The following is a 19,953-nucleotide window of genomic DNA, read 5'->3' as shown; positions in this document are numbered from 1 at the left end:
ATCAGGCCGCGACGCGACGAATGGCGTCGACGAGCTTTTCCGGGTTGAACGGCTTGACGATCCAACCCGTCGCGCCGGCTTCGCGAGCCCGCTGCTTCTTGGCCGGGTCGCTTTCCGTGGTCAGGACCAGGATCGGGATGGCGCGATAGTCGTCGTCGACCCGCACCGCCTCGATGAAGCCGAAGCCGTCCAGCTTGGGCATGTTGATGTCGGTGATGATGATGTCCGGGCGATGGGCGGAGAGAACCTCCAGACCATGCTCGCCGTCGACAGCCTCGACCACATTGAACCCAGCGCCGACCAGAGCCATGCGCAGCATGTCCCGCATGGTCCGGGAATCATCGACCGTGAGAACCGTACGCGTCACGATTCAGCTCCTTGGAATTCCGCCGAAAGGAGCGCCCTTTCGGCGCCGAATAGACGGGTGGTTTCAACGAAGGCCTCCGAAGGCCCCTTGATCGAAAAGAGTTGGCCGTCCTGATCCCAGGCCTTGCGGGCCGCCAGCAGAACCTGCAGGCAAAGACCGCCGAGGCGACGAACCTGATCGGCTTCCACCGTGATCGCCGCGCCGCGGCGTTCGAGGAGGGCGGCCTTGAGTGGGGCCGCGGCCTTCAAGTCCAGGGTTTCAGGCAGCGCTATCGCGGCAGCCATCAGAATTCCTCCCAACCATCCGTAGCAGGAGCTTGAGCGACCGCCGCCGAACCACTGCTCCGGCCCGGACGGGCGAAGGTGTTCAGGCGAGCCTGTTGCTCAGCCACCGGGTTGCGCGCCGGAGCGTGCTGCGTCGTGTCGGCCATGGCCGGACGCGCGTAAGACGAAGAACTCGAACCCACTTGGAAGCGAGCCATCAGGCGGACCAGTTCGCCGGTTTCACCCTTCAGCGAGTGCGTCGCGGCGGTCGATTGCTCGACCATGGCGGCGTTCTGCTGCGTGACCTGATCCATCTGGTTCACGGCCGTGTTCACTTCGTTCAGACCGGTCGCCTGCTCCGCGGCGGAGGCCGCGATCTCGGTGACCAGCGCATCGATCTCGCCGACCTTGGCGACGATCCGCTGCAGGGCCTCGCCCGTCTGGCCGACCAGGCTGACGCCTTGGCTAACCTGCTGGGTCGACGAGGAGATCAGAGCCTTGATCTCCTTGGCCGCTTCGGCGGAACGCTGGGCCAGGGCCCGGACTTCCTGGGCGACGACCGCGAAGCCGCGGCCCGCTTCGCCAGCCCGCGCGGCTTCGACGCCGGCGTTCAGGGCCAGGAGGTTGGTCTGGAAGGCGATTTCGTCGATCACGCCGATAATCTGGCTGATCTGCTTGGACGAGTTTTCGATCTCGCCCATGGCCGACACTGCCTGATGGACAACCTGGCCGCTATGCGTCGCTTCGCCACGGGTGGTGGAGACGACGTCCGAGGCCTGACGGGCGCCCGAGGCCGTGCGGCGCACGGTGGCGGTCAGTTCGTCGAGGGCGGCGGCGGTCTGTTCCAGGCTGGCGGCCTGTTGTTCGGTGCGGCGCGACAGATCGTCCGAGGCGTGGGCGATTTCGTCGGCGCCGGTGCGCAGGCCGTCCGTCGAGGCGGCGATGACCTTCATCGTCTCCTGCAGCGAGCCCATGGCGCCGTTGAAGTCGTCCTTCAGCTTGCGATAGTCGCCGGGGAAGTCGGCGGTCACGCGGAAGGTCAGATCGCCCACGGCCAGCTTTTCCAGGCCTTCGGCCAGGCTGCTGACGACCAGGGAGCTCTCCTGAGCGGCGGTGGCGGCGGCGGCTTCCTTGGCGCGGCGTTCGTCGGCCGTGAGGGCGGCGGACTTTTCCTGCTCGGCGCGCAGCTGCTCGAGGTGCAGTTGGTTGTCACGGAAGACCTTCAGCGAGCGGACGATGGCGCCCAGCTCGTCGCCGCGGGTCATCTTTTCCAGGTCGATGCTGTTGTCGCCTTTCGAGAGCTTCTCGGTGGCGCCGGCGATGTCGCCGATCGACTTGCGGGTGGTCATGACCGTGAGGAACGCCAGGGCGCCGACGGCGCCGAGGGTGACCAGCGACATCACGATCGTGGCGCTCATCGCGGCGGTGGCCTCGGCCTGACGCTTCTTGGTCTCGGTCTCGGTGCGCGTGTTGGCGGCGGCGATGACCTGGTCGAGCTGGCCGGTCATCTTGGCGTATTGTTCTTCGAAGGGCGCGATGAAGCCCGCGGCCATGCCGAAGTCGACGCCGATCATCCCACTGACCGTGTCGATGGCGCTGCGGCACTCGTCGAGCGACTTGATCAGCTCGGCGATCTTCGGCTGCTCGGCGACCGGCAGCTTGCTCTTCAGCGCCGTCAGATCCTTCTTGACCGCGTCGGTCTCGGCCAGGACGGCGGCCATGCGAGCGTCGTTCTTGTCGACCTCGATGTTGCCGGCCTTGTGGGTCATCACGACGAACAGCTCGCCGTTGATGTTCGAAATGCGCTTGGAGATCTGTTGGATCTCCATGTTTTGGCGCATGTCGCTTTCCACGACCTGCTTCAGAGCGGCCGACTGGCTCTTCTGAACAACGATCGCGCCGCCGGCCATCAAAGCCAGCATGAGCAGCGCGAAAGCCGGCGCGAAGCCGATTTTTATGATCAACGGCAGATCGACGAGACGAATCCGTTTCATCGCAGGTCCCCTCCAACCAGCGTTCCGCGCAGACGGATCGCCAACATGAGGGGGGATAATCCCCATAGATTCCTAACAGACTCTGACTTGGTTAAAGCCAATTCGACATAACCCGTCCCAAACTGAGCCAATTGGTCGTTTGGTCGCAGGTCGCCGGGGCCGGAATCTATAAAGAGGGTTCGCGTAACGGGAGTCTCGGAAGAGACCAGCCATGGTTACCGACCAGTAAACCTCGAATATTCTTTGCCGACTCAGATTCTCTTAACTCGCACCTGCGAAATTAGGCCTGCGTCCGGTTGGCGCGTCGTCCACAGGACGTGTATTCATTACTAGGAGCAGCGGGATGAAATATCCGATCGCTATTGCCGCGGGAATCGCTGGCAGCTTTTTCGTCGCTCAGGCCGCTACGGCCGCTGGCGGTTTCGAAGACCAAATGGGCCGTTGCCTGCAGCAGTACGCGAACACCCGCGACGCCGCGCAAGTGATGCTCGAGTGCACCGCTGACGGCGGCAAGCTCTCGGACTGCAAGGTCGTCGACAACAGCGCGGCCGGCAAGGGCTTCGACAAGGCCGCCATGTGCATCGCCGAGAAGCTTCCGATGGGCGCCAAGACCGGCACCGTGAAGGTTCCGTTCCGCTTCCCGGGCGGCGCGTAAGCGTCAAACCCGCTCGGAGGGAACAAAACGCCCCCGTCGACTTGGTCGACGGGGGCGTTCTGCTGTCTGGCCCATGGGGCGCTCGCCCCTAGCCGCCTCGCTTCAAGGTCTCGCGAGCAATGACCAGCTGCTGGATCTGACTGGTGCCTTCGTAGATCCGGAAGATCCGCACGTCGCGATACAGGCGCTCGATGCCGTAGTCGGCGACGTAGCCGGCCCCGCCGAACACCTGCACGGCCCGGTCGGCCACCCGGCCCACCATTTCCGAGGCGAACAGCTTGGAGGCCGCCGCCTCCAGCGTGACATTGGCGCCCGCGTCCCGCTTCCGCGCCGTATCCAGAACCAGGGCCTTCGCCGCTAGGGCCTCGGTCTTGCTGTCGGCGATCATCGCCTGGATCAGCTGGAAGCTGGCGATCGGCTGGCCGAACTGCTTGCGCTCCGAGGCATAGGCCACGCAGTCGGCGATCAGCCGCTCGGCGACGCCGACGCAGACGGCCGAGATGTGCAGGCGGCCCCGGTCCAGGACCTGCATGGCGACCTTGAAGCCCTCGCCCTCCTCGCCCAGGCGGTTCCAGGCCGGCACGCGGACATTGTCGAAGGTGACGTCGTGGATGTGGGCGCCCTGCTGGCCCATCTTCTTCTCGGGCTTGCTGACCGACAGGCCCGGCAGGTCGCGCGGCACCAGGAAGGCCGAGACGCCTGAACCGCCCTTGGTCTCGGGATTGGTGCGGGCCATCACCGTGAACAGCGAGGCCTTGCCGGCATTGGTGATGTAGCGCTTTGAGCCGTTCAGAACGTAATGGTCGCCGTCCAGCGTGGCGCGGGTCTGGACGGCGGCGCTGTCGGAACCGGCCTCGGGCTCGGTCAGGGCGAAGGAGGTGATGATCTCGCCGGACGCGATGCCCTCCAGCCATTTGGCCTTCTGGGCGTCGTTGCCGAACATCACCAGCCCCTGGCTGCCGATGCCGACATTGGTGCCGAACACCGAGCGGAAGGCCGGCGAGGCGCGGCCCAGCTCGATCGCCACCAGCGCCTCTTCCTCCATGTTGAGGCCCAGGCCGCCGAACTCTTCGGGGATCGACAGGCCGAACAGGCCCAGCGCCTTCATCTCCTCGACGACGTCGTCCGGCACGGCGTCGTTCTCGGCCACCTGGGCCTCGATCGGGCGCAAGCGTTCGGCCACGAAGCGCGCGACCGTCTCGATCAGCTGCTCGCGGGTTTCCAGATCGAGGGCCATGCGCTTTCCTCCAAAGTCAAACACTTGTTTTGACGCGGACTGTAGCGATGGCCCCCGAGAATGGAAGGGTCTAGCTCGAAGCCTTTTCAGCCTGAGCCAGCACGCTCTTGTGCATGCCGTAGCCGAGATAGACCAAGGCCCCGATCGCGTGGGCGATCAGGAAGTAGATCTGGGTCTTGGCCGGCAGGCTGTAGAACAGATAGAGGCAGCCCAGGATGCCGGCCGGGGCGACGATCTGCCAGGCCGGCGTCGAGAAGATGCGCGGACGGCCGGGCTCGCGGCGACGCAGCACGATCACCGACAGGCCCACGGCGATGAACGCCGCCAGGGTGCCGGCATTGGCCAGCTCGGCGATGTCCTTCAGCGACAGGAAGCCCGAAAGCACCGCCGACAAGGCGCCGGTCAGCAGGGTCATGACCACCGGCGTGCCGGTCTTGGCGTTGACCTTCGACAGGGCGCGCGGCAGCAGGCCGTCGCGGGCCATGACGAAGAAGATCCGGCTCTGACCGTACATGAAGGCCAGGATCACGGTCGGCAGGGCGACGACGGCGGCCAGGGCCACCAACTGCGCCATCTTGCCGTGCTGCAGGCTCTCCAGGATGAACACCAGCGGCGCTTCGCTCTTGGAGAACACCTCGGTGCGCGAGGCGCCGATCGAGGCGGCGGCGACGATCATGTAGATCGCCGTGCAGGCGGCCATCGAGCCGACGATGCCGATGGTCAGGTCGCGCTTGGGGTTCTTGGTCTCCTCCGCGGCGGTCGAGACCGCGTCGAAGCCGTAGAAGGCGAAGAAGATCAGGCTGGCCGCGGCCATGACCCCGATCTTGGCGGCGCCCGGCGCGGCGCCTTCCGGCACATGGGCCGAGAAGCCGTTCGGCATGAACGGCGTGAAATGGCTGGCGTCGAACACCGGCAGGCACAGGACCACGAAGATGATCAGGGCGATGATCTTCACGAAGACCAGCACCATGTTGACCGTGGCGCTCTCGCGGGTGCCCAGGGCCAACAGACCCGCCACCGCCATCGAGATGATCACGGCCGGCAGGTTGACCACGCCGCCCGCATGGGGGCCGGCCAGCAGGAAATCGGGGAAGCCCGCCGCCTTGAAGAGACCGTGAGCGTGGGCCGACCAGCCGACGGCGACGGCCGCGCAGACCAGGGTGTATTCGAGGATCAGGCTCCAGCCGACGAACCAGGCGACCGGCTCGCCCATCGCCGCGTAGCTGTAGGTGTAGGCGCTGCCCGCCGCCGGCATCATGGTCGACAGCTCGGCGTAGCAGAGCGCCGCGCAGGCGCAGACCGCCCCGGCGATCAGGAACGACAGGATGACGCCCGGCCCCGCGAGGCCAGCGCCCACGCCGGTCAGGGTGTAGATGCCGGTGCCGACGATGGCCCCGACGCCCAGGGCCACCAGATGGTACCAGCTCAGGGTCTTCTTCAGTTGGTGGCTGTCCGCGTGTCCCGCGGTGATGGTGTCGATGGCCTTGCGGCGCGTCCAGATGCTCACTCTAGGGTCCCTCCGACTCGTGGAGGCGACCATGAAGCGGGTTTCGTGCCCAGCCAAGGCTTGTTTCTAGAAGAAAATCCTCGTCAGGGCGTAGGCCAGGACCCCGACCGCGATTGTGACCGTTCCCAGCATGATCGCCAGCTTCGGCTTGACCTCCAGCAGGGCCTTCGGACCCAGCTTGGCCGAGATCGCGCCGACGCCGGCCAGCAGCAGGAAGCTGGAGCAGGTCATCAGCAGCGGGACCAAGGTCGCGGGGATCAGGTTCAGGCCACGGGCGGCGGCGAGCGCCGCGAAACCTAGGACGAACAGCGGGGGCGCCTTCAGGCCTCCCACGACGCCGCCTTCCTTGCTGCGGGTCAGGACCAGGCCGATCAGGATCACCGCCGGGCCCAGCCACATGATGCGGGCCAGCTTGGCCAGGGCCGCGGTGCTGGCGGTCTCGGGCGAGACCGAGGCCCCGGCGCCGGCGACCTGGGCCACGTCGTGGATCGACAGACCGAAGAACACGCCGGCCTGGTGCGCGGTCAGGCCCAGCAGGTTGGCCAGCGGCGGATAGGCCAGCATGGCCACGGTCGAGAGCAGGTTGACCCCGACGATGACCAGGGCCGTGGTCCGCTGGTTGGCCGGGCTGGCGGGAGCGGCTTGCGAGGCGGCCAGGGCGGCGGACGCCCCGCAGATCGAGCAGGCGGCGGCGGCGATCAGGGCCTCGGCGATCGGCAGGCCCAGGGCCACGCCGGCGGCCGCGCCGATGGCCAGGCCGCCCAGCACGACGGCGCCGCTGGCCAGGACGGCCGGACCGCCCAGGGCGGCGAACTCGACCCAGCTGATCTGGGCGCCCATCATGGCCACGCCGAGACGCAGGCCCGGCTTGGCGAAGATATCAAGGCCCGCGCCCAGCTGGGCCTGCAGACCCATGGCGCCGAGCATCATGCCCAGGATCACCGCGACCAGCGGGGCCGGGGCGTGCAGGCTCTGGGACAGCAGCTTGGCCAGCACCGCCAGCAGCAGGCCGGCGACCAGGCCAGGACCGAGGCGACTGGCGCTGATCCTCAGCGCGGCGGCGGTCATCCGTGGACGGTCTCGCCGGAGATCGGAGCGCCGGCCGAGTGGCTGTCGGCCTTGGCGCAGCGGTTCGACAGGCGCTCGTTCAGGCGGCGGACCGTCTGGCTGCCGGTGCGCTCGAAGGCGAAGGGCAGGATGCCGTGGACGATGCAGGCCAGGCCCGCGCCCAGCAGGGTGAAGCCGAAGCTCCAGGCCACGCCCATGTGCTGGCCATAGCTCTCGCCGACGGCCTTCGGATGACGGGTGAACGACGCGAACATTGGCAGGCCCCTGCTTTGCCGAGGCTTCCCATCATGGCGACGATTCGAAGAAACGCATTACTGGATTGCCCGCCGATCCCGGCGTAGAGAGAATTTCATTCCTCGATAGCGGAGCTTCGGAGATGATTGATCTCGATCAAATCGATCGGCGCATCCTCGCCATCCTGCAGGAGGACGCCACGGTCGCGATCGCCGACATGGCCGAACGGGTCGGCCTGACCCAGACCCCGTGCTGGAAACGGGTCAAGCGCCTGCAGGACGCCGGGGTCATCACCGCCCGCGTCGCCCTGCTGGACCGCGAGGCCCTGGACCTGGGCCTGACCGTCTTCGTGGCCGTCAAGACCGGCCGCCACGACGAGGACTGGCTGACCACCTTCGCGGCCGGCGCCAAGTCCCTGCCCGAGGTCGTCGAGTTCTACCGGATGAGCGGCGAGGTCGATTACCTGCTCAAGGTCGTGGTCCGCGACATCGCCGCCTATGACCGCTTCTACAAGCGCCTGATCGCCACCGCCCCGCTGACCGACGTCTCGTCCAGCTTCGCGATGGAGCAGATCAAGTTCACCACGGCCCTGCCGATCTGCCCGACCTGAAGGGCGGCGGAACGCCGGCGTCACCCCCCGGATTGGGGTGATGGCAACCCCCGCGCGTTCGGCTAACGCTGTTCGACGCCGCGCGACCGCGCGGTGCGGGGATCTCGAAACACCATGATGAAGCTCGTGAAACTCGTCGGCCTGGTGGCCGCCCTCTCGCTGCCCGCCGCCGGCGCCGTCGCCCAGACGTTCCCGATCAAGATGGCCAGCTACAACAAGGGCTATTTCAAGGGCTTCAACGCCGTCATCCTGCCCAGCTACAACGTGACCTTCATCACCGCCACCCAGGCCACGGCGGTGGGCGGCGGCGCCCGCGCCCGCCTCACCAAGGTGATGGTCGGCGTCAACGAGGCGACGATGCGCAAGCTGGCCGACGAGGCCCATGCCGACCTGCGCGCCCAGTTCACGGCGGCGGGGATTCCCGTGGCCAGCGACGAAACCGCGGCGGCGATGATCGCCGCCAACACCATTCCCGTGCATCCCGGCAATCTTGACGTGGTCAACGCCTCGGGCGGCGTCACGGTCAACAAGAGCGTGCGCCAGAGCTACGTCACCGTGGGTCCGAAGGCCGCGCCGTTGCTGACGCCCTACAAGCCCGACCTGGGCGGCATGGGCAGCATGAACATGATCCAGTTCAACAACCGGCTTGTCAAAGGCCAGCCCGAAGGGATGATGGCGGTCATCCCGACCCTGGTTCTCGACTTCGCCAATGTCGGCGCCAGCACCTCCAGCAACATGCGGGGCAATTCGGCCAGCGCGGGCGGCGGGGCGGCCTTCGCCATTCGCGGCGTGGCCTCCGGCATCATCTTCGCCAAGGCGATCCAACGCGGCTACGTGTTCCCCTTCTTCATCCGGCCTGAAAGCGACTCCGGCGTCGCCACGCCGTTCTCCGTCGACGTCGCCGGCGCGGCCAATGTCGCCCCGGTCTCGGTCATGGGTGAATCCGTGGCGCGCGGCGACGCGGTGATCGTCAATGTGCCGGTCTGGGAAGGCCTCGTCCGCGAAGCCTACAAGTCCTACAACGGCGCGATCGTCGCCGCGGCGCTGAAGGGCAAGTAGTCGACGCACGGCTTCGCCGCTTCACGCGGCGAGCCGCTGAAGGCGTGGGGAGGCGGCGGAGCGTCCGGGCCGGGCCCGGATGAGGTTTTGAGGAGTACCGTTTCGGCCAGGGCCGGAGCGCTCCGCGCGATCGTTATCCGATGAGCCCTCGGGGCGCGGGGTCTTAACCCGCTCCCAAGAGAGGCCCCCGGCGGGCGGAGGGGCAGCGACCCCGTCCGGACCGCGCGAGCGATTTCAGCCCGCGCCCAGTCCCGCTCGACCACCCCCACCGCACGCAGGTCGCCGGCCGACGCCCTCCCCCGCGATGGGGCGAGGAGAAGTATGAGGGTGGTTTCGGACGCGGATCATTCGCGACGGCGTAAAAGTGGGAAGGGATTGATTTCGTGGGGTTCTGGACCGCGAACTCCGAGGATTGAGCGCGGCCAATCCTCATCAGTCCCTCTCTCAGAGAGAGGGACTGGCCCATCGCAAAGCGATGGGAGGGTGAGAGGCTACACCCCTGGTCGACACCCCCTCCCCGTCATCCCGCGCTTCATGCGGGGGACCCAGGGTTCAGCTTCCACGTGAGAAGACCATTCCTCACCGCGCCTGCGGCGGGCAAGCGTCGACCGGGCGGCTCGTGATCGGGCGCGTCAAGACGCCGCAGCCGGTAGCGCCGGGCGACCACCCGCCATTAAAAGTTATGCGTCAAAAACAAGGTCTTGTTCGCCTGCGAGACCCGTCCTTGTTCCGGTTCAAGACGCCAGTCCCCAATCCCGAGCTGCGCCGCGCCCAGGTCCAGGCCTTCGCGCGGCTCGTGCCGTTGATGTACGCGATGGTGCTGGTCAACACGATCGCCCTGGCCAGCACCCATTGGCATAGCGCGCCGCTCAGCCTGACGCTCGGCTTCCCGGGCCTGCTGGCCGTGATCAGCATCGCGCGCATGCTGATCTGGTGGCGCGCCCGACGTCGTGAGATCGACGAGGCCCGCGTCCAGGGCATGTTGCGCCAGACCCTGGTGTTCGCCGGCCTACTGGGCTGCGGTTTCACCTTCTGGTCGTTCGGCCTCTTCCCCTATGGCGACACCTTCGCCCAGGCCCACGTCATGTTCTACATGGCGATCACCTCGATCGGCTGCGTCTTTTGCCTGATGCACATGCGCGCGGCCGCGTTTCTGCTGACCGGCCTGGTGGTCGGTCCGATCACCGTGTTCCTGATCTCCAGCGGCAATCCGGTCCTCTCGGCCATCGGCCTGAACCTGGCCCTGGTGGCCGTGACGATGATCGTCATCCTGCTGATCGCCAATCGCGACTTCGCCAATCTGGTGGGGTCGCGCCGCGACCTGCAGGCGCGTCAGGCCGAGGTCCAGCAGCTGAGCGACGGCTATCTGCGCCTGGCGAATCTGGACGGTCTGACGGGCCTGCCCAATCGCCGGCAGTTCTTCGAGCACCTGGGCGAGACGATCCGGACGGCCAGCGACGCCGATCGCGGCTTCGCCGTCGGGGTCATCGACCTGGACGGCTTCAAACCGGTCAATGACGCCTATGGCCACGCGGTCGGCGACAAGGTGCTGATCGAGGCCGGCGCAAGGCTAGGCCGCGACCATGGCGCACCGCTGTTCGTGGCCCGCCTGGGCGGCGACGAGTTTGGGCTGATCGTGGCCGCCGATCTCGACCATGACGGCCTGCAACGCCTGGGCGCTTCGCTGTGCGAGGCGCTGGGCGCGCCATACTGCCTGCCCGGCGTGACGGCCCAGGTCTCCGGCTCGGTCGGGTTCGCGCTCTTCCCCCACGCCGGCGCCACGCCCGAGCTGCTCTACGAGCGGGCCGACTATGCGCTCTATCACGCCAAGCAGAACCTGCGCGGGACCACGGTGGTGTTCTCCAGCGACCACGAAACCGCCATCCGCCGCGCCAGCCGGATCGAGCAGGGCCTGCGCCACGCCGACATGGAGCGCGAATTTAACCTAGTCTTCCAGCCCCTGGTCGACATCCGCCAGGGTCGCACCATCGGCTTCGAGGCCTTGGCTCGCTGGACGAGCCCGACCCTGGGCGCGGTGTCGCCCGGCGACTTCATACCGGTCGCCGAACGGTCGGGACTGATCGCCCAGCTTTCGCCCGTCCTGCTGGAATGGGCCCTGCGCGCGGCGGCGGCCTGGCCGGACGACCTGCGCCTGTCGTTCAACCTCTCGGGCCGCGACGTGGTCTCGCCCCAGCAGATCGCCCGCATCGTCGAGGTCATCAAGGCCAGCGGCGTGGATCCCGCGCGGATCGACCTGGAAGTGACCGAGACGGCGGTCATGCGCGACCTGGCCCAGGCCGGGCGCGCCCTCAACACGCTAAAGGCCCTGGGCGTGAGCATCGCCCTGGACGACTTCGGCGCGGGCTATTCCAGTCTCAGCCATGTGGATCTGCTGCCGATCGACAAGCTGAAGATCGACGGCAGCTTCATGCGCGGCCTGACCGACACCAGCAAGCGCCGCGCTATCGTCAAGACCATCCTGGACATGTGCCGCAACCTGGAACTGGACTGCGTGGTCGAGGGCGTGGAGTCCGCCGCCGAACTGGCCCTGCTGCTGCCCCTGGGCTGCCAAGTGGCGCAGGGCTACCTGTTCTCGCGTCCGATGAGCGGCGAAGCGGTTGAGGGCTACCTCGCCGCCGAGCGGGCGGTCATCGATAACCAAAGCGGCCAGCCCGCCCTGGACTTGAAAGCCCGCGCCTAGGCGCGGGATTCAGGCTTTCGCCCGGAGCGCGCTAAGCCAGCTTCCGCCCGGCCCTGGCCGGGCTGCAGCCGCAACTAGCCCCCTACTCAGGCCACAGATCCTGCACGTCGCCCTTGCGGTTCAGCATGTGCGTGGCCCGCTTGATCAGCATCAGCAGGCGGTCCTTCCGGCCGTCCTTGTCGTAGGTCAGGGTCGTCCTCGCCAACCCCTCCAGCATGAACCGCGCGAGGTCGCGGCTGGCCTGGAACCTCGGGCCAGCGCCGGCGTGGAGGATCTTCAGGAAGTGGTCGCCGGCCTGGGCGCGGTCGAACTCGGCCTGGGCCGGGGCCAGCAGGGCGTGGATGGCCGGGTCGGTGCGGCCGGCGGCTTCCATCTCGGCGAAGGCGGTGAAGGGCGTGCTGTGCAGCAGGTCCCAGTAGCTGTCGATCGCGTGCTCGGTGACGTCGGCGCCGGGCGGCAGGCTGTCGGCGGCGGCGCGGAACAGGGTCGAGCGCTCGGCCTGGATATGGGCCACGGCGGCCTCGACTAGGGCCTCGCGGGTCGGGAAGTGGTAGAGCATCGCCCCGCGCGTCAGGCCGGCCGCGTCGGCGATCGCCGGGTTGGTGGCGGCGTGATAGCCGATCTCGGCGATCAGGTTCATCGCGCAGTCCAGAATCCGCGCGCGGGTCTTCTGAGACTTCGGGGTGTCCTTGGCGAGGCGGGCGGCGTCCATCGAGGTGATCTAGTGCGGCCGATGTTGCACCGCAACAGCCGGTGTACGGCTAAGCTGTGAAAGGGCCGGCGTTTGCGCGGGATTTTTGACGGATGCGTTGAAACTGCGCATTTGGCGGGCTGACGCAAGGGAAGGCCGCGCGTTCCGCCGCACCGCCATTTCATCAAAGCGACATGCAATCAGCTTAATCGCCAGCCGTTGGCCGCCATCGCTCCGCTCCGGGGACGGACTGAAATCGCGGCATTACAACGGGGGTTCGACCATGAGCGCCGACGTCGCCGTTCGCCGCTACCGTTCCGTCTTCATCAGCGACCTGCACCTGGGCACGCGGGGGTGCCAGGCCGAGCTGCTGCTGGACTTCATCCGCCACATCGAGTGCGACAAGCTCTATCTGGTGGGCGACATCATCGACGGCTGGAAGCTGCGCAGCGGCTGGTTCTGGCCTCAGGCCCACAACGACGTGGTCCAGAAGATCCTGCGCATGGCCCGCAAGGGCACCGAGGTCATCTACGTCCCCGGCAATCACGACGACCGCGTGCGCGACTTTTGCGGCGTCCACTTCGGCGGGGTGATCGTGGCGCGCGACGTGATCCACGAGGCCGCCGACGGCAAGCGCTACCTGGTTGTCCACGGCGACGAGTTCGACGGCGTCGTCCAGCACGCCAAGTGGCTCGCCTTCCTCGGGGATTGGTCCTATAGAACCATCCTCATGCTGAACACCCTGGTGAATCGCCTGCGGCGCCGCCTGGGTTTCGGCTACTGGAGTCTCTCGGCCTATTTGAAGGTCAAGGTGAAGAACGCGTTGCAGTTCATCGAGAACTTCGAGGCCGCCGTGGCCGACGAAGCTCGACGTCGGGGGGTCGACGGCGTGATCTGTGGTCACATCCACAAGGCCGAGATGCGCGATATCGACGGCATCCGCTACATCAATGACGGCGACTGGGTCGAGAGCTGCACGGCGCTCGCCGAGCACGCCGACGGTCGCCTCGAAATCCTGGAGTGGGCCAAGCTGCGCTCGTGGTCGGTGATCGACCGCGCCAGCACGCTGCCCCCCCTCCTTGGTGATTCTATCGACGAGCCCCTACCGGAGCCGGCCGCCGCCTGATGCGAATTCTGCTAGCTACCGATGCGTGGGAACCTCAGGTCAACGGGGTGGTGCGCACCCTGAGCCGGGTGACCGAGGAACTGCGCGCCCTGGGTCACGAGGTCGACGTCGTCAGCCCCGAACAGTTCCCGACCTTCCCGCTGCCGACCTATCCCGAGATCAAGCTGGCCATCGGCGCCTACGAGCCGGTGCAGGAGCGCTTCAAGTCGTTCGAGCCCGAAGCGATCCACATCGCCACCGAGGGTCCGATCGGCCTGGCCGCGCGCCGCATCTGCCTGGAATGGAAGCTGCCGTTCACGACCAGCTACCACACCAAGTTCCCGGAATATGTCTCGGCCCGCCTGCCGCTGCCGCTGGCGGCCGGCTACACCTACATGCGCTGGTTCCACAAGCCGTCGGGCCGCCTGATGGTGGCCACGCCGACCATGCGCGACGAGCTGGCCAAGCACGGCTTCCGCAACCTCTCGCCCTGGTCGCGGGGCGTGGACACCGACATCTTCAAGCCGCGCGCCGAGGGCGAACCCGACGTGTTCGAGGGCCTGCCGCGCCCGATCTTCCTCAATGTCGGCCGCGTGGCCGTCGAGAAGAACATCGAGGCTTTCGCCAGTCTCGACCTGCCGGGCACCAAGGTCGTCATCGGCGACGGCCCCCAGCGCGAGGAGCTGGCCGAGAAATATCCCGAGGTGAAGTTCCTGGGCGCCAAGTTCGGCGACGAGCTGGCCCGCTACTTCGGCGGCGCGGACGTCTTCTGTTTCCCGTCCCTGACCGACACCTTCGGCCTGGTGATCCTGGAGGCCATGGCCGCCGGCGTGCCGGTGGCGGCGTTCTCGGCCCCCGGGCCCGTGGACATCATCCCGGGCTCCAACGCCGGGGTCCTGGCGCCGGGCCAGACCGACGGGCTGAAGGACGCCTGCCTGGCCTGCCTGGACCTCGACCGCGTGGTGGTCCGCAAGTTCGCCGAGAAGTTCTCATGGCGCTCCTGCGCCGAGGAGTTCTTCCGCAACCTGCAGCCCTATCCCGAGCCGGAGAAGACCCGGTTCTGGCGGCGACTGCGCCGCCTGGCCCGCCTGCGCAAGAAGACGGCCGCCTAGAACAGCCGCGCCTGCAGCCACAGTATGGCCGGATAGGCCGCCAGCCAGGTCCAGAAGAAGCGGTTCAGGCCGAACAGGCAGGCATTGGCCAGGTGGAAGCTCGCCGCGACCGCGAGGCCGGCGATCAGGGCCGGCTTCCACAGCAGGGTGAGCGGGAAGACCAGCTCGAACCCCATGACCGCCCACGACATGGCCAGCAGCACGCTCGGCCGCCCCGCCCACTGGCGCAACTCTTGGGCCACCGGATAGGCCGAGAACTGGAAGACGTCGGCCAGGGCCCGGCCCGAACGCCAGTCCGGGTTCACGATCTTCACGCCGCCGGAGATGACGTAGGACAGGACGAGCTGTGCGCCGAGATAGCCGAAAGCCAGCTCCTTCAGGGCCGGCGGCGGCAGCAGGCGGCAAAGCACCAGGCACCACAGCGTCAGCAGGCCCATGCGGTCGCTGCCGCCGTTGTAGGGCCCTTGGAAGCGGTGGAGGATCAGCAGCGACAGCCCCGCCAGCCCGACCAGCGGCCAGGGCGCGGCGACGCCCGCCAGGACCAGCGCGCAGAGCCCGATCCGCGCGGCGAACAGCCGCCGCTCGTCCCGCGAACCGCGCAGGTGCTCCAGGCTCTGCTGGACCAGGGCCAGGGCCAGCAGGATCTCGGTTAGGCGGGCGGCGGTCTCCAGGGTCATCGGACCGCGATGTCCTCGAGCCGGCGCGGCGCGGGCTGGAACATCACATCCTCGGTCAGCGCCTCGCCGTCGCGGCTGACGAAGACCAGTCGGAAGCACAGCCACGGGCGCTCGGGGTCGCGAGAGGCGCGCGCCAGGTCCGCGGCGATGCGCCTGAAGATCTCGGCCTCGCTGTGGGCGGGCGTGCGGTCCTCGACCAGGCGCTCGGCGCAACTGGCCACGAACAGGGTCTCGTTCCAGCGCGGGTTCCAGGCGAGGCGCGCCAGCATGGCTCCGACCGACACCCGCTCGGGCCGGGGCCGGAACTCGCGCCATTCCCCCGAGGCGTCGGCGGGCGAAGCCAGCAGGGCGTATTCGACGCGCGGCGCGGGGGCGATCACGTCGAAGAAGTTCCACGACGGGATCAGGGCCGGCAGCAGGAGTTTGAGGGGTTCGACCAGGGTCGCGGCTTTGATCGTCATGCTCCGCCCCTCCCCCCAAAACCCGATCACCACAAAACCCGCCTTCCTAGGCCTTGTGCCTAGGACCCAGCGTTCCGAACGCGTTGACCCAATCGGGTACGCTCCCACGCAATCGGATTCCTTGGAAAGTTCAAGCCCAGCTCCGCCATGGGTCCTAGGCACAAGGCCTAGGAAGGCGGACCCGAGGGCGGATCGTCGGCTTGGATCCCCGGGATGACCGGATGACGCCCCCTACCCTTCCGGGACGTCCTTCTTCCGCTTGCACGGCTTGAGGATGACCTTGTCGATGCGCGAGCCGTCCATGTCGACGATCTCGAGGTCGAAGGCGCCGATCTCGACGTGCTCGCCCTCGTCGGGGATGCGGCCCAGGCGATCCAGGATCAGGCCGGCCACGGTGTGGTAGCCGCCTTCGGCGACGAAGTTCTCGCCCAGGTGATCATTCAGTTCCTGGATGTCGAGGCGGGCGTCGATCAGCCAGCTGCCGTCCTCGCGACGAATGATGCGCTTCTCGTCGTCTTCATGGTCCTCGGGGAAGTCGCCGGCGATCATTTCCAGCAGGTCCAGGGGCGTGATCGCGCCCTGCAGCGAGCCGAACTCGTCGACGACCAGAGCCATGTGCAGGCTGGTCGACTTGAAGACCGCCAGGGCCTTGAGCAGCGACATGGTCTCGGGGATGGCCACCGGCTGCTGCACGTGGGCCCGGAGGTCCAGGGGCACCCCCGACAGGCAGGCGTCCAGCAGGTCCTTCTTCAGCACCACGCCGATGTCGCCGTCGAGGTCGCCCTCGGTGGCGACCACGATGCGCGAGTGGGCGCTGGCGCGGATCTCGCTGAGCACGGTCTCGGGACTGTCGGCCAGCGACACCCAGAAGAGGTCGCGACGCGGAGTCATGGCCACGCGGACGGGTCGATCGCCCAGGCGCAGCACCTCGTTGATCATCGCCCGCTCCTCGGGCTCGATCAGGCCGGCGTCGGCGCCCTCGGCCAGGACGGCCTCCATCTCCTCGGTGGTGACGCCGTTGTTGCGCTCGTCGCGCACGCCCATCAGCTTCAGCACGGCGGCGGTCGAGACGGTCAGCAGGGTTACGAACGGGCGCAGCACCATGGCCACAATGGCCAGGAACGGGGCCATGCGGCGGGCGATGGCGTCCGGGAACATCAGGGCCAGGCGCTTGGGCACCAACTCGCCCAGGATCACCGAGACGTAGGTCAGGCCGATGACCACGATCGTGGTGGCGATGCCTTCCGAATACTTGGCGAGCGGCGGGACGGAGGTCTCCAGCCAGTGGTCCAGCGCGCCGGCGATGGTCGCCTGGCCGTAGGCGCCGGCGAAGATGCCGATCAGGGTGATGCCGACCTGCACGGCCGAGAGGAACCGGGTCGGATGCTCGGCCATGGCCAGGGCCAGCTTGGCGCCCTTGTCGCCTCGCTCGGCGAAGCCCTGGAGCCGCGCCTTGCGGGCGGAGACCACCGCCAGTTCGGACATGGAGAAGACCCCGTTCAGCAGAACGAGGAGAAAGACGACGACGAGCGCGACGAGGATCATGGCCCTTTGGGGTCGGGGACTTGGGGGGTCGGGGACGCGCCGCCGGACGGCGACCACGGCGCGGGCGTGGGGAGACCCGGCGAGGGCACTATACAAAGAAAAACGCCGCGGCCCATAGAGCCGCGGCGTCGTTCCTAAACCATTGATCGCCGATTAGGCGGCCGGACGGCCCATGGTGGTCTTGCTGTTCACAACACCCTTCTGGGCGTCGTGCTGGCCGGGGGGCAGCGGGATCAGGCCACGGCCCTGCAGATAGCCGCCCCGACCGGTGGCGGCGTCCGAGGTGAATTCCTTCAGGAAGTCTTCCAGGCCCGGCGTGACGCCGATGTTGGCCTTCTTGACGTAGATGTAGAGCGAACGCGACAGCGGGTAGCTGCCGTCCGAGATGGTCTGGGGCGAAGGACGCACGCCGTTGACGGTCGCGCCCTTCACCTTGTCCATGTTCTCTTCGAGGAACGACCAGCCGAACACGCCGACGGCGCCCGGGGTCTTGGTCAGGGTGCCGACGATGGCGTTGTCGTTCTCACCGGCGTCGATCCAGCCGTCGCCGCGCAGCGGGTCGACCAGGGTCTTGAACTTCTTTTCGTTGTCCGAGCGGATGGCGTCCAGGGTCGGATACTTGCGAGCGCCGGCCTCGATGGCCAGTTCGACGAAGGCGTCGCGGGTGCCCGAGGTCGGCGGCGGGCCATACACCTGGATGCGGTTGCCCGGCAGGCCACCGGCCACGTCGTCCCAGTTCTTGTTCGGGTTCGGCACGAACTGGCCGCCCTTCAGAACGACCTTCGAGAGACCCATGTAGAGGTTCTCGGTCTTGAAGTTGTAGTCGGCGCCGTCCTTGTCGGTGGCCACGACGATGCCGTCGAAGCCGATCTTGATCTGGATGATGTCCTTCACGCCCTTGCTGGCGCAGGCGTCGAATTCGGCCTTCTTCATCGGACGCGAGGCGTTGGCGATGTCCGGGAAGCCCTCGCCGTTACCCGAGCAGAACAGCTTGATGCCGCCGCCGGTGCCCAGCGATTCGACCTTCGGGGCCTTCTTGCCGGACTTCTTGGCGAAGTTCTCGGCCACCCGGGTCGAGAACGGGAACACGGTCGAGGAGCCGGCGGCCCAGACATAGTCGCGGGCGGCGTGGGCGGGGGCGGCGGCCAGGCCCGACAGGGCGACGGCGGCGGCCGCGCAGGACAGAAGCTTCTTCATGGCGAACTCCTAGAGGAGACGAGTTTGGGGAAGCGGGCGAGCCGTCGACGGCCCGCCCGAGAAACGGTGGCTTCGGCTTAGAAGTCGAGCTGAGCGCGCAGCTGGAACTGCTTGATGTCGTAGTCCTGGTTCAGGCCGATGTTGTCGGACTTGCCGTCCGTGTAGTTGGCCTGGAAGCGGACGTACGAGGTCGGGTAGTAGTTCACGCCCAAGGTCCAGCTGGTGTACTTGCCGGCCTGCGAGGTGGCCGGCTTGACCTTCAGGGTGTCGTAGGCGTCGCCCAGGTCGACGTAGTCGTAGCGCGCGGCCAGTTCCAAGCCGCCGAAGCCGCCGGCCGTGACCGGGTTCAGGATCTTCGGACGCTTGAACTCGCCGGCGGCCGCGTCGTAGTTGCGCATCTCGCCGGTCGGCCAGAACGACACGAAGGCGTAGCCCACCTTGACCTTCGGATCGGCGCCGACGTTGGCGCCGCCCTGCCGGGTGATGTCGATGTTCGAGTACTCGCCCTGCACCGAGAACGGGCCGTGCACGAAGGCGGCTTCGGCGGCCAGCGTCTTGTCGCGGTTGCCGATGGCGCCCGTCTGATAGAGCGTCTGGGTGCTGTAGGCGCTGGTCGTGCGGCCCGTGTAGTTGAAGGCCGCTTCGTCGCCGCGGTTGCGGTAGCGGTACGACAGGGCCAGGTGCAGCTTGTCGGTGTCGGTGTTGACCGGGGCGTAGTGGCCGCGCGCCGTGAGGCCGAAGCGCTCCTTGGAGTCGGCGCCGGCGTTGGCGACGTCGGCGGTGTTGATGCTGTTGCCCTGCACGGCGAAGGTCGCCGAGTAGTTATAGCCCTGGTACTTGGCCACGGCGCTCAGCAGGTAGCTGTCGACGCCGAAGTCACCGTACGGACCCCGATCCATGAACGTGGTGAAGCGGGTCGAGGTCAGGTTCTCCAGGCCGGCGGCCTTGATGTTCCCGAACAGCAGCGAGACCTGTTCGTTCGGCTTGTACTCGATGACCACGTCGTCCCACGAGGCCGCGCCGCCGTTCACCCAGCCGCCTTCGGCCTTGTAGGCGAAGTAGTTGTTCAGCTTGCCTTCGACGCCCAGGAATACCTGGCGACCGCGCCAGTTGCTGGTCTTGAAGTCGCCGCCGGGACCGGCGCGCTCGACGTCCTGGTTGACGTAATCCACCAGGATCCGACCACGGAATTTGAACGAGGTGTCGTCGTTCGAGAATTGCGGAGCGCCGCTCCACTTGTAGCTCATGTCCTGGGCTTGGGCGGCGACGCCCAGGCCGAGCGCGAGCGCGACGCCCAGCGCCGAACCGGCCACCAGCGAGGTCTTGGTGCTCATCGTGAGATATCCCCTTGAAAGGCGCCCCCTGTCCTCTCGCTCGGTCGTGAGCGGGATCAGGTTGATCGGGGGCTTACCGGGGGCTCGTGACGGTTCCGCCACCGATTTGTGACACCCCGACGACAAGTGTTTTCAA

The 19,953-nt window shown here is 67.3% G+C and carries 18 protein-coding genes and 1 pseudogene; 6 read left to right on the top strand and 13 right to left on the bottom strand.

From position 1 onward, the window contains the following. Window position 1: 1 nt before the first annotated feature. From AC1RRV_RS01205 to AC1RRV_RS01195, 3 genes and pseudogenes are all read right to left on the bottom strand, one after another. Window positions 2-367 (bottom strand): response regulator, encoded by a 366-nt coding sequence (locus AC1RRV_RS01205; protein WP_099581620.1) that lies wholly within the window; start codon window positions 365-367, stop codon window positions 2-4. Beyond that, window positions 364-651 (bottom strand): STAS domain-containing protein, encoded by a 288-nt coding sequence (locus AC1RRV_RS01200; RefSeq protein ID WP_492858095.1) that lies wholly within the window; start codon window positions 649-651, stop codon window positions 364-366. Before AC1RRV_RS01200 ends, AC1RRV_RS01205 begins: the two co-directional genes overlap by 4 nt. After that, a pseudogene (locus AC1RRV_RS01195) lies at window positions 651-2,671 on the bottom strand (methyl-accepting chemotaxis protein). Before AC1RRV_RS01195 ends, AC1RRV_RS01200 begins: the two are co-directional and overlap by 1 nt. 296 nt (window positions 2,672-2,967) lie before the next feature. Between AC1RRV_RS01195 and AC1RRV_RS01190 the strand changes: the two are divergent. Further along, complete coding sequence (locus AC1RRV_RS01190) at window positions 2,968-3,279, top strand: hypothetical protein (RefSeq protein WP_492857752.1); 312 nt, start codon at window positions 2,968-2,970, stop codon at window positions 3,277-3,279. An 88-nt stretch (window positions 3,280-3,367) separates the two neighbouring features. Here the strand turns inward: AC1RRV_RS01190 and AC1RRV_RS01185 are convergent, their stop codons facing one another. The 4 genes from AC1RRV_RS01185 to AC1RRV_RS01170 form a co-directional block, all read right to left on the bottom strand. Further along, entirely contained in the window at window positions 3,368-4,516 is a 1,149-nt protein-coding gene (locus AC1RRV_RS01185; RefSeq protein ID WP_492857751.1) for an acyl-CoA dehydrogenase family protein, read from the bottom strand. A gap of 70 nt (window positions 4,517-4,586) precedes the next feature. Beyond that, a complete protein-coding gene (locus AC1RRV_RS01180) occupies window positions 4,587-6,056 on the bottom strand; it encodes an amino acid permease (RefSeq protein ID WP_492857750.1) in 1,470 nt (489 codons plus the stop codon). Window positions 6,057-6,089: 33 nt separating this feature from the next. After that, window positions 6,090-7,091 carry a putative sulfate exporter family transporter gene (locus AC1RRV_RS01175; protein WP_492857749.1) on the bottom strand — a complete coding sequence of 334 codons (1,002 nt, stop codon included), beginning with the start codon at window positions 7,089-7,091 and terminating at the stop codon, window positions 6,090-6,092. Beyond that, a complete protein-coding gene (locus AC1RRV_RS01170; protein ID WP_492857748.1) occupies window positions 7,088-7,345 on the bottom strand; it encodes a DUF6356 family protein in 258 nt (85 codons plus the stop codon). The genes AC1RRV_RS01175 and AC1RRV_RS01170 overlap by 4 nt, the downstream gene beginning before the upstream one ends. 122 nt (window positions 7,346-7,467) lie before the next feature. On the opposite strand from AC1RRV_RS01170, the gene AC1RRV_RS01165 reads away from it, so the two are divergent. The 3 genes from AC1RRV_RS01165 to AC1RRV_RS01155 all read left to right on the top strand — a co-directional run bounded on the left by AC1RRV_RS01165 (window position 7,468) and on the right by AC1RRV_RS01155 (window position 11,695). Further along, window positions 7,468-7,935, top strand: coding sequence for an Lrp/AsnC family transcriptional regulator (locus tag AC1RRV_RS01165; protein ID WP_492857747.1), 468 nt, complete (start codon window positions 7,468-7,470; stop codon window positions 7,933-7,935). A gap of 114 nt (window positions 7,936-8,049) precedes the next feature. Beyond that, window positions 8,050-8,994 (top strand): hypothetical protein, encoded by a 945-nt coding sequence (locus AC1RRV_RS01160; protein ID WP_492857746.1) that lies wholly within the window; start codon window positions 8,050-8,052, stop codon window positions 8,992-8,994. A gap of 724 nt (window positions 8,995-9,718) precedes the next feature. Next, window positions 9,719-11,695 carry a putative bifunctional diguanylate cyclase/phosphodiesterase gene (locus AC1RRV_RS01155; RefSeq protein ID WP_492857745.1) on the top strand — a complete coding sequence of 659 codons (1,977 nt, stop codon included), beginning with the start codon at window positions 9,719-9,721 and terminating at the stop codon, window positions 11,693-11,695. 82 nt (window positions 11,696-11,777) lie between these two features. On the opposite strand, the gene AC1RRV_RS01150 is transcribed toward AC1RRV_RS01155, so the two are convergent. Then, window positions 11,778-12,407, bottom strand: a complete 630-nt coding sequence (locus AC1RRV_RS01150; RefSeq protein WP_492857744.1) for a TetR/AcrR family transcriptional regulator — start codon at window positions 12,405-12,407, stop codon at window positions 11,778-11,780. A gap of 262 nt (window positions 12,408-12,669) precedes the next feature. Between AC1RRV_RS01150 and AC1RRV_RS01145 the strand changes: the two genes are divergently transcribed. Beyond that, on the top strand, window positions 12,670-13,512 hold the full coding sequence (locus AC1RRV_RS01145; protein WP_492857743.1) for a UDP-2,3-diacylglucosamine diphosphatase: 843 nt from the start codon (window positions 12,670-12,672) through the stop codon (window positions 13,510-13,512). Next, complete coding sequence (locus AC1RRV_RS01140) at window positions 13,512-14,603, top strand: glycosyltransferase family 4 protein (RefSeq protein WP_492857742.1); 1,092 nt, start codon at window positions 13,512-13,514, stop codon at window positions 14,601-14,603. Before AC1RRV_RS01145 ends, AC1RRV_RS01140 begins: the two co-directional genes overlap by 1 nt. On the opposite strand, the gene AC1RRV_RS01135 is transcribed toward AC1RRV_RS01140, so the two are convergent. From AC1RRV_RS01135 to AC1RRV_RS01115, 5 genes are all read right to left on the bottom strand, one after another. After that, the gene (locus AC1RRV_RS01135; protein ID WP_492857741.1) at window positions 14,600-15,280 is read right to left on the bottom strand and encodes an HTTM domain-containing protein; all 681 of its coding nucleotides are present in this window, start codon (window positions 15,278-15,280) and stop codon (window positions 14,600-14,602) included. The genes AC1RRV_RS01140 and AC1RRV_RS01135 overlap by 4 nt on opposite strands. After that, a complete protein-coding gene (locus AC1RRV_RS01130) occupies window positions 15,277-15,741 on the bottom strand; it encodes a hypothetical protein (protein ID WP_492857740.1) in 465 nt (154 codons plus the stop codon). Before AC1RRV_RS01130 ends, AC1RRV_RS01135 begins: the two co-directional genes overlap by 4 nt. Window positions 15,742-15,972: 231 nt before the next feature. Continuing rightward, window positions 15,973-17,286 carry a hemolysin family protein gene (locus AC1RRV_RS01125; protein ID WP_492857739.1) on the bottom strand — a complete coding sequence of 438 codons (1,314 nt, stop codon included), beginning with the start codon at window positions 17,284-17,286 and terminating at the stop codon, window positions 15,973-15,975. A gap of 153 nt (window positions 17,287-17,439) precedes the next feature. Then, window positions 17,440-18,483 carry a substrate-binding domain-containing protein gene (locus AC1RRV_RS01120; protein ID WP_492857738.1) on the bottom strand — a complete coding sequence of 348 codons (1,044 nt, stop codon included), beginning with the start codon at window positions 18,481-18,483 and terminating at the stop codon, window positions 17,440-17,442. Between the two features lie 77 nt (window positions 18,484-18,560). Then, window positions 18,561-19,817, bottom strand: a complete 1,257-nt coding sequence (locus AC1RRV_RS01115) for an OprO/OprP family phosphate-selective porin (RefSeq protein WP_492857737.1) — start codon at window positions 19,815-19,817, stop codon at window positions 18,561-18,563. Window positions 19,818-19,953 lie beyond the last annotated feature (136 nt).

It is taken from the genome of Caulobacter sp. GW821-FHT11E10, from assembly GCF_058808375.1.
Note: the sequence above shows the minus strand (reverse complement) of the source record. Positions and strands in the feature narration are given on the sequence as shown.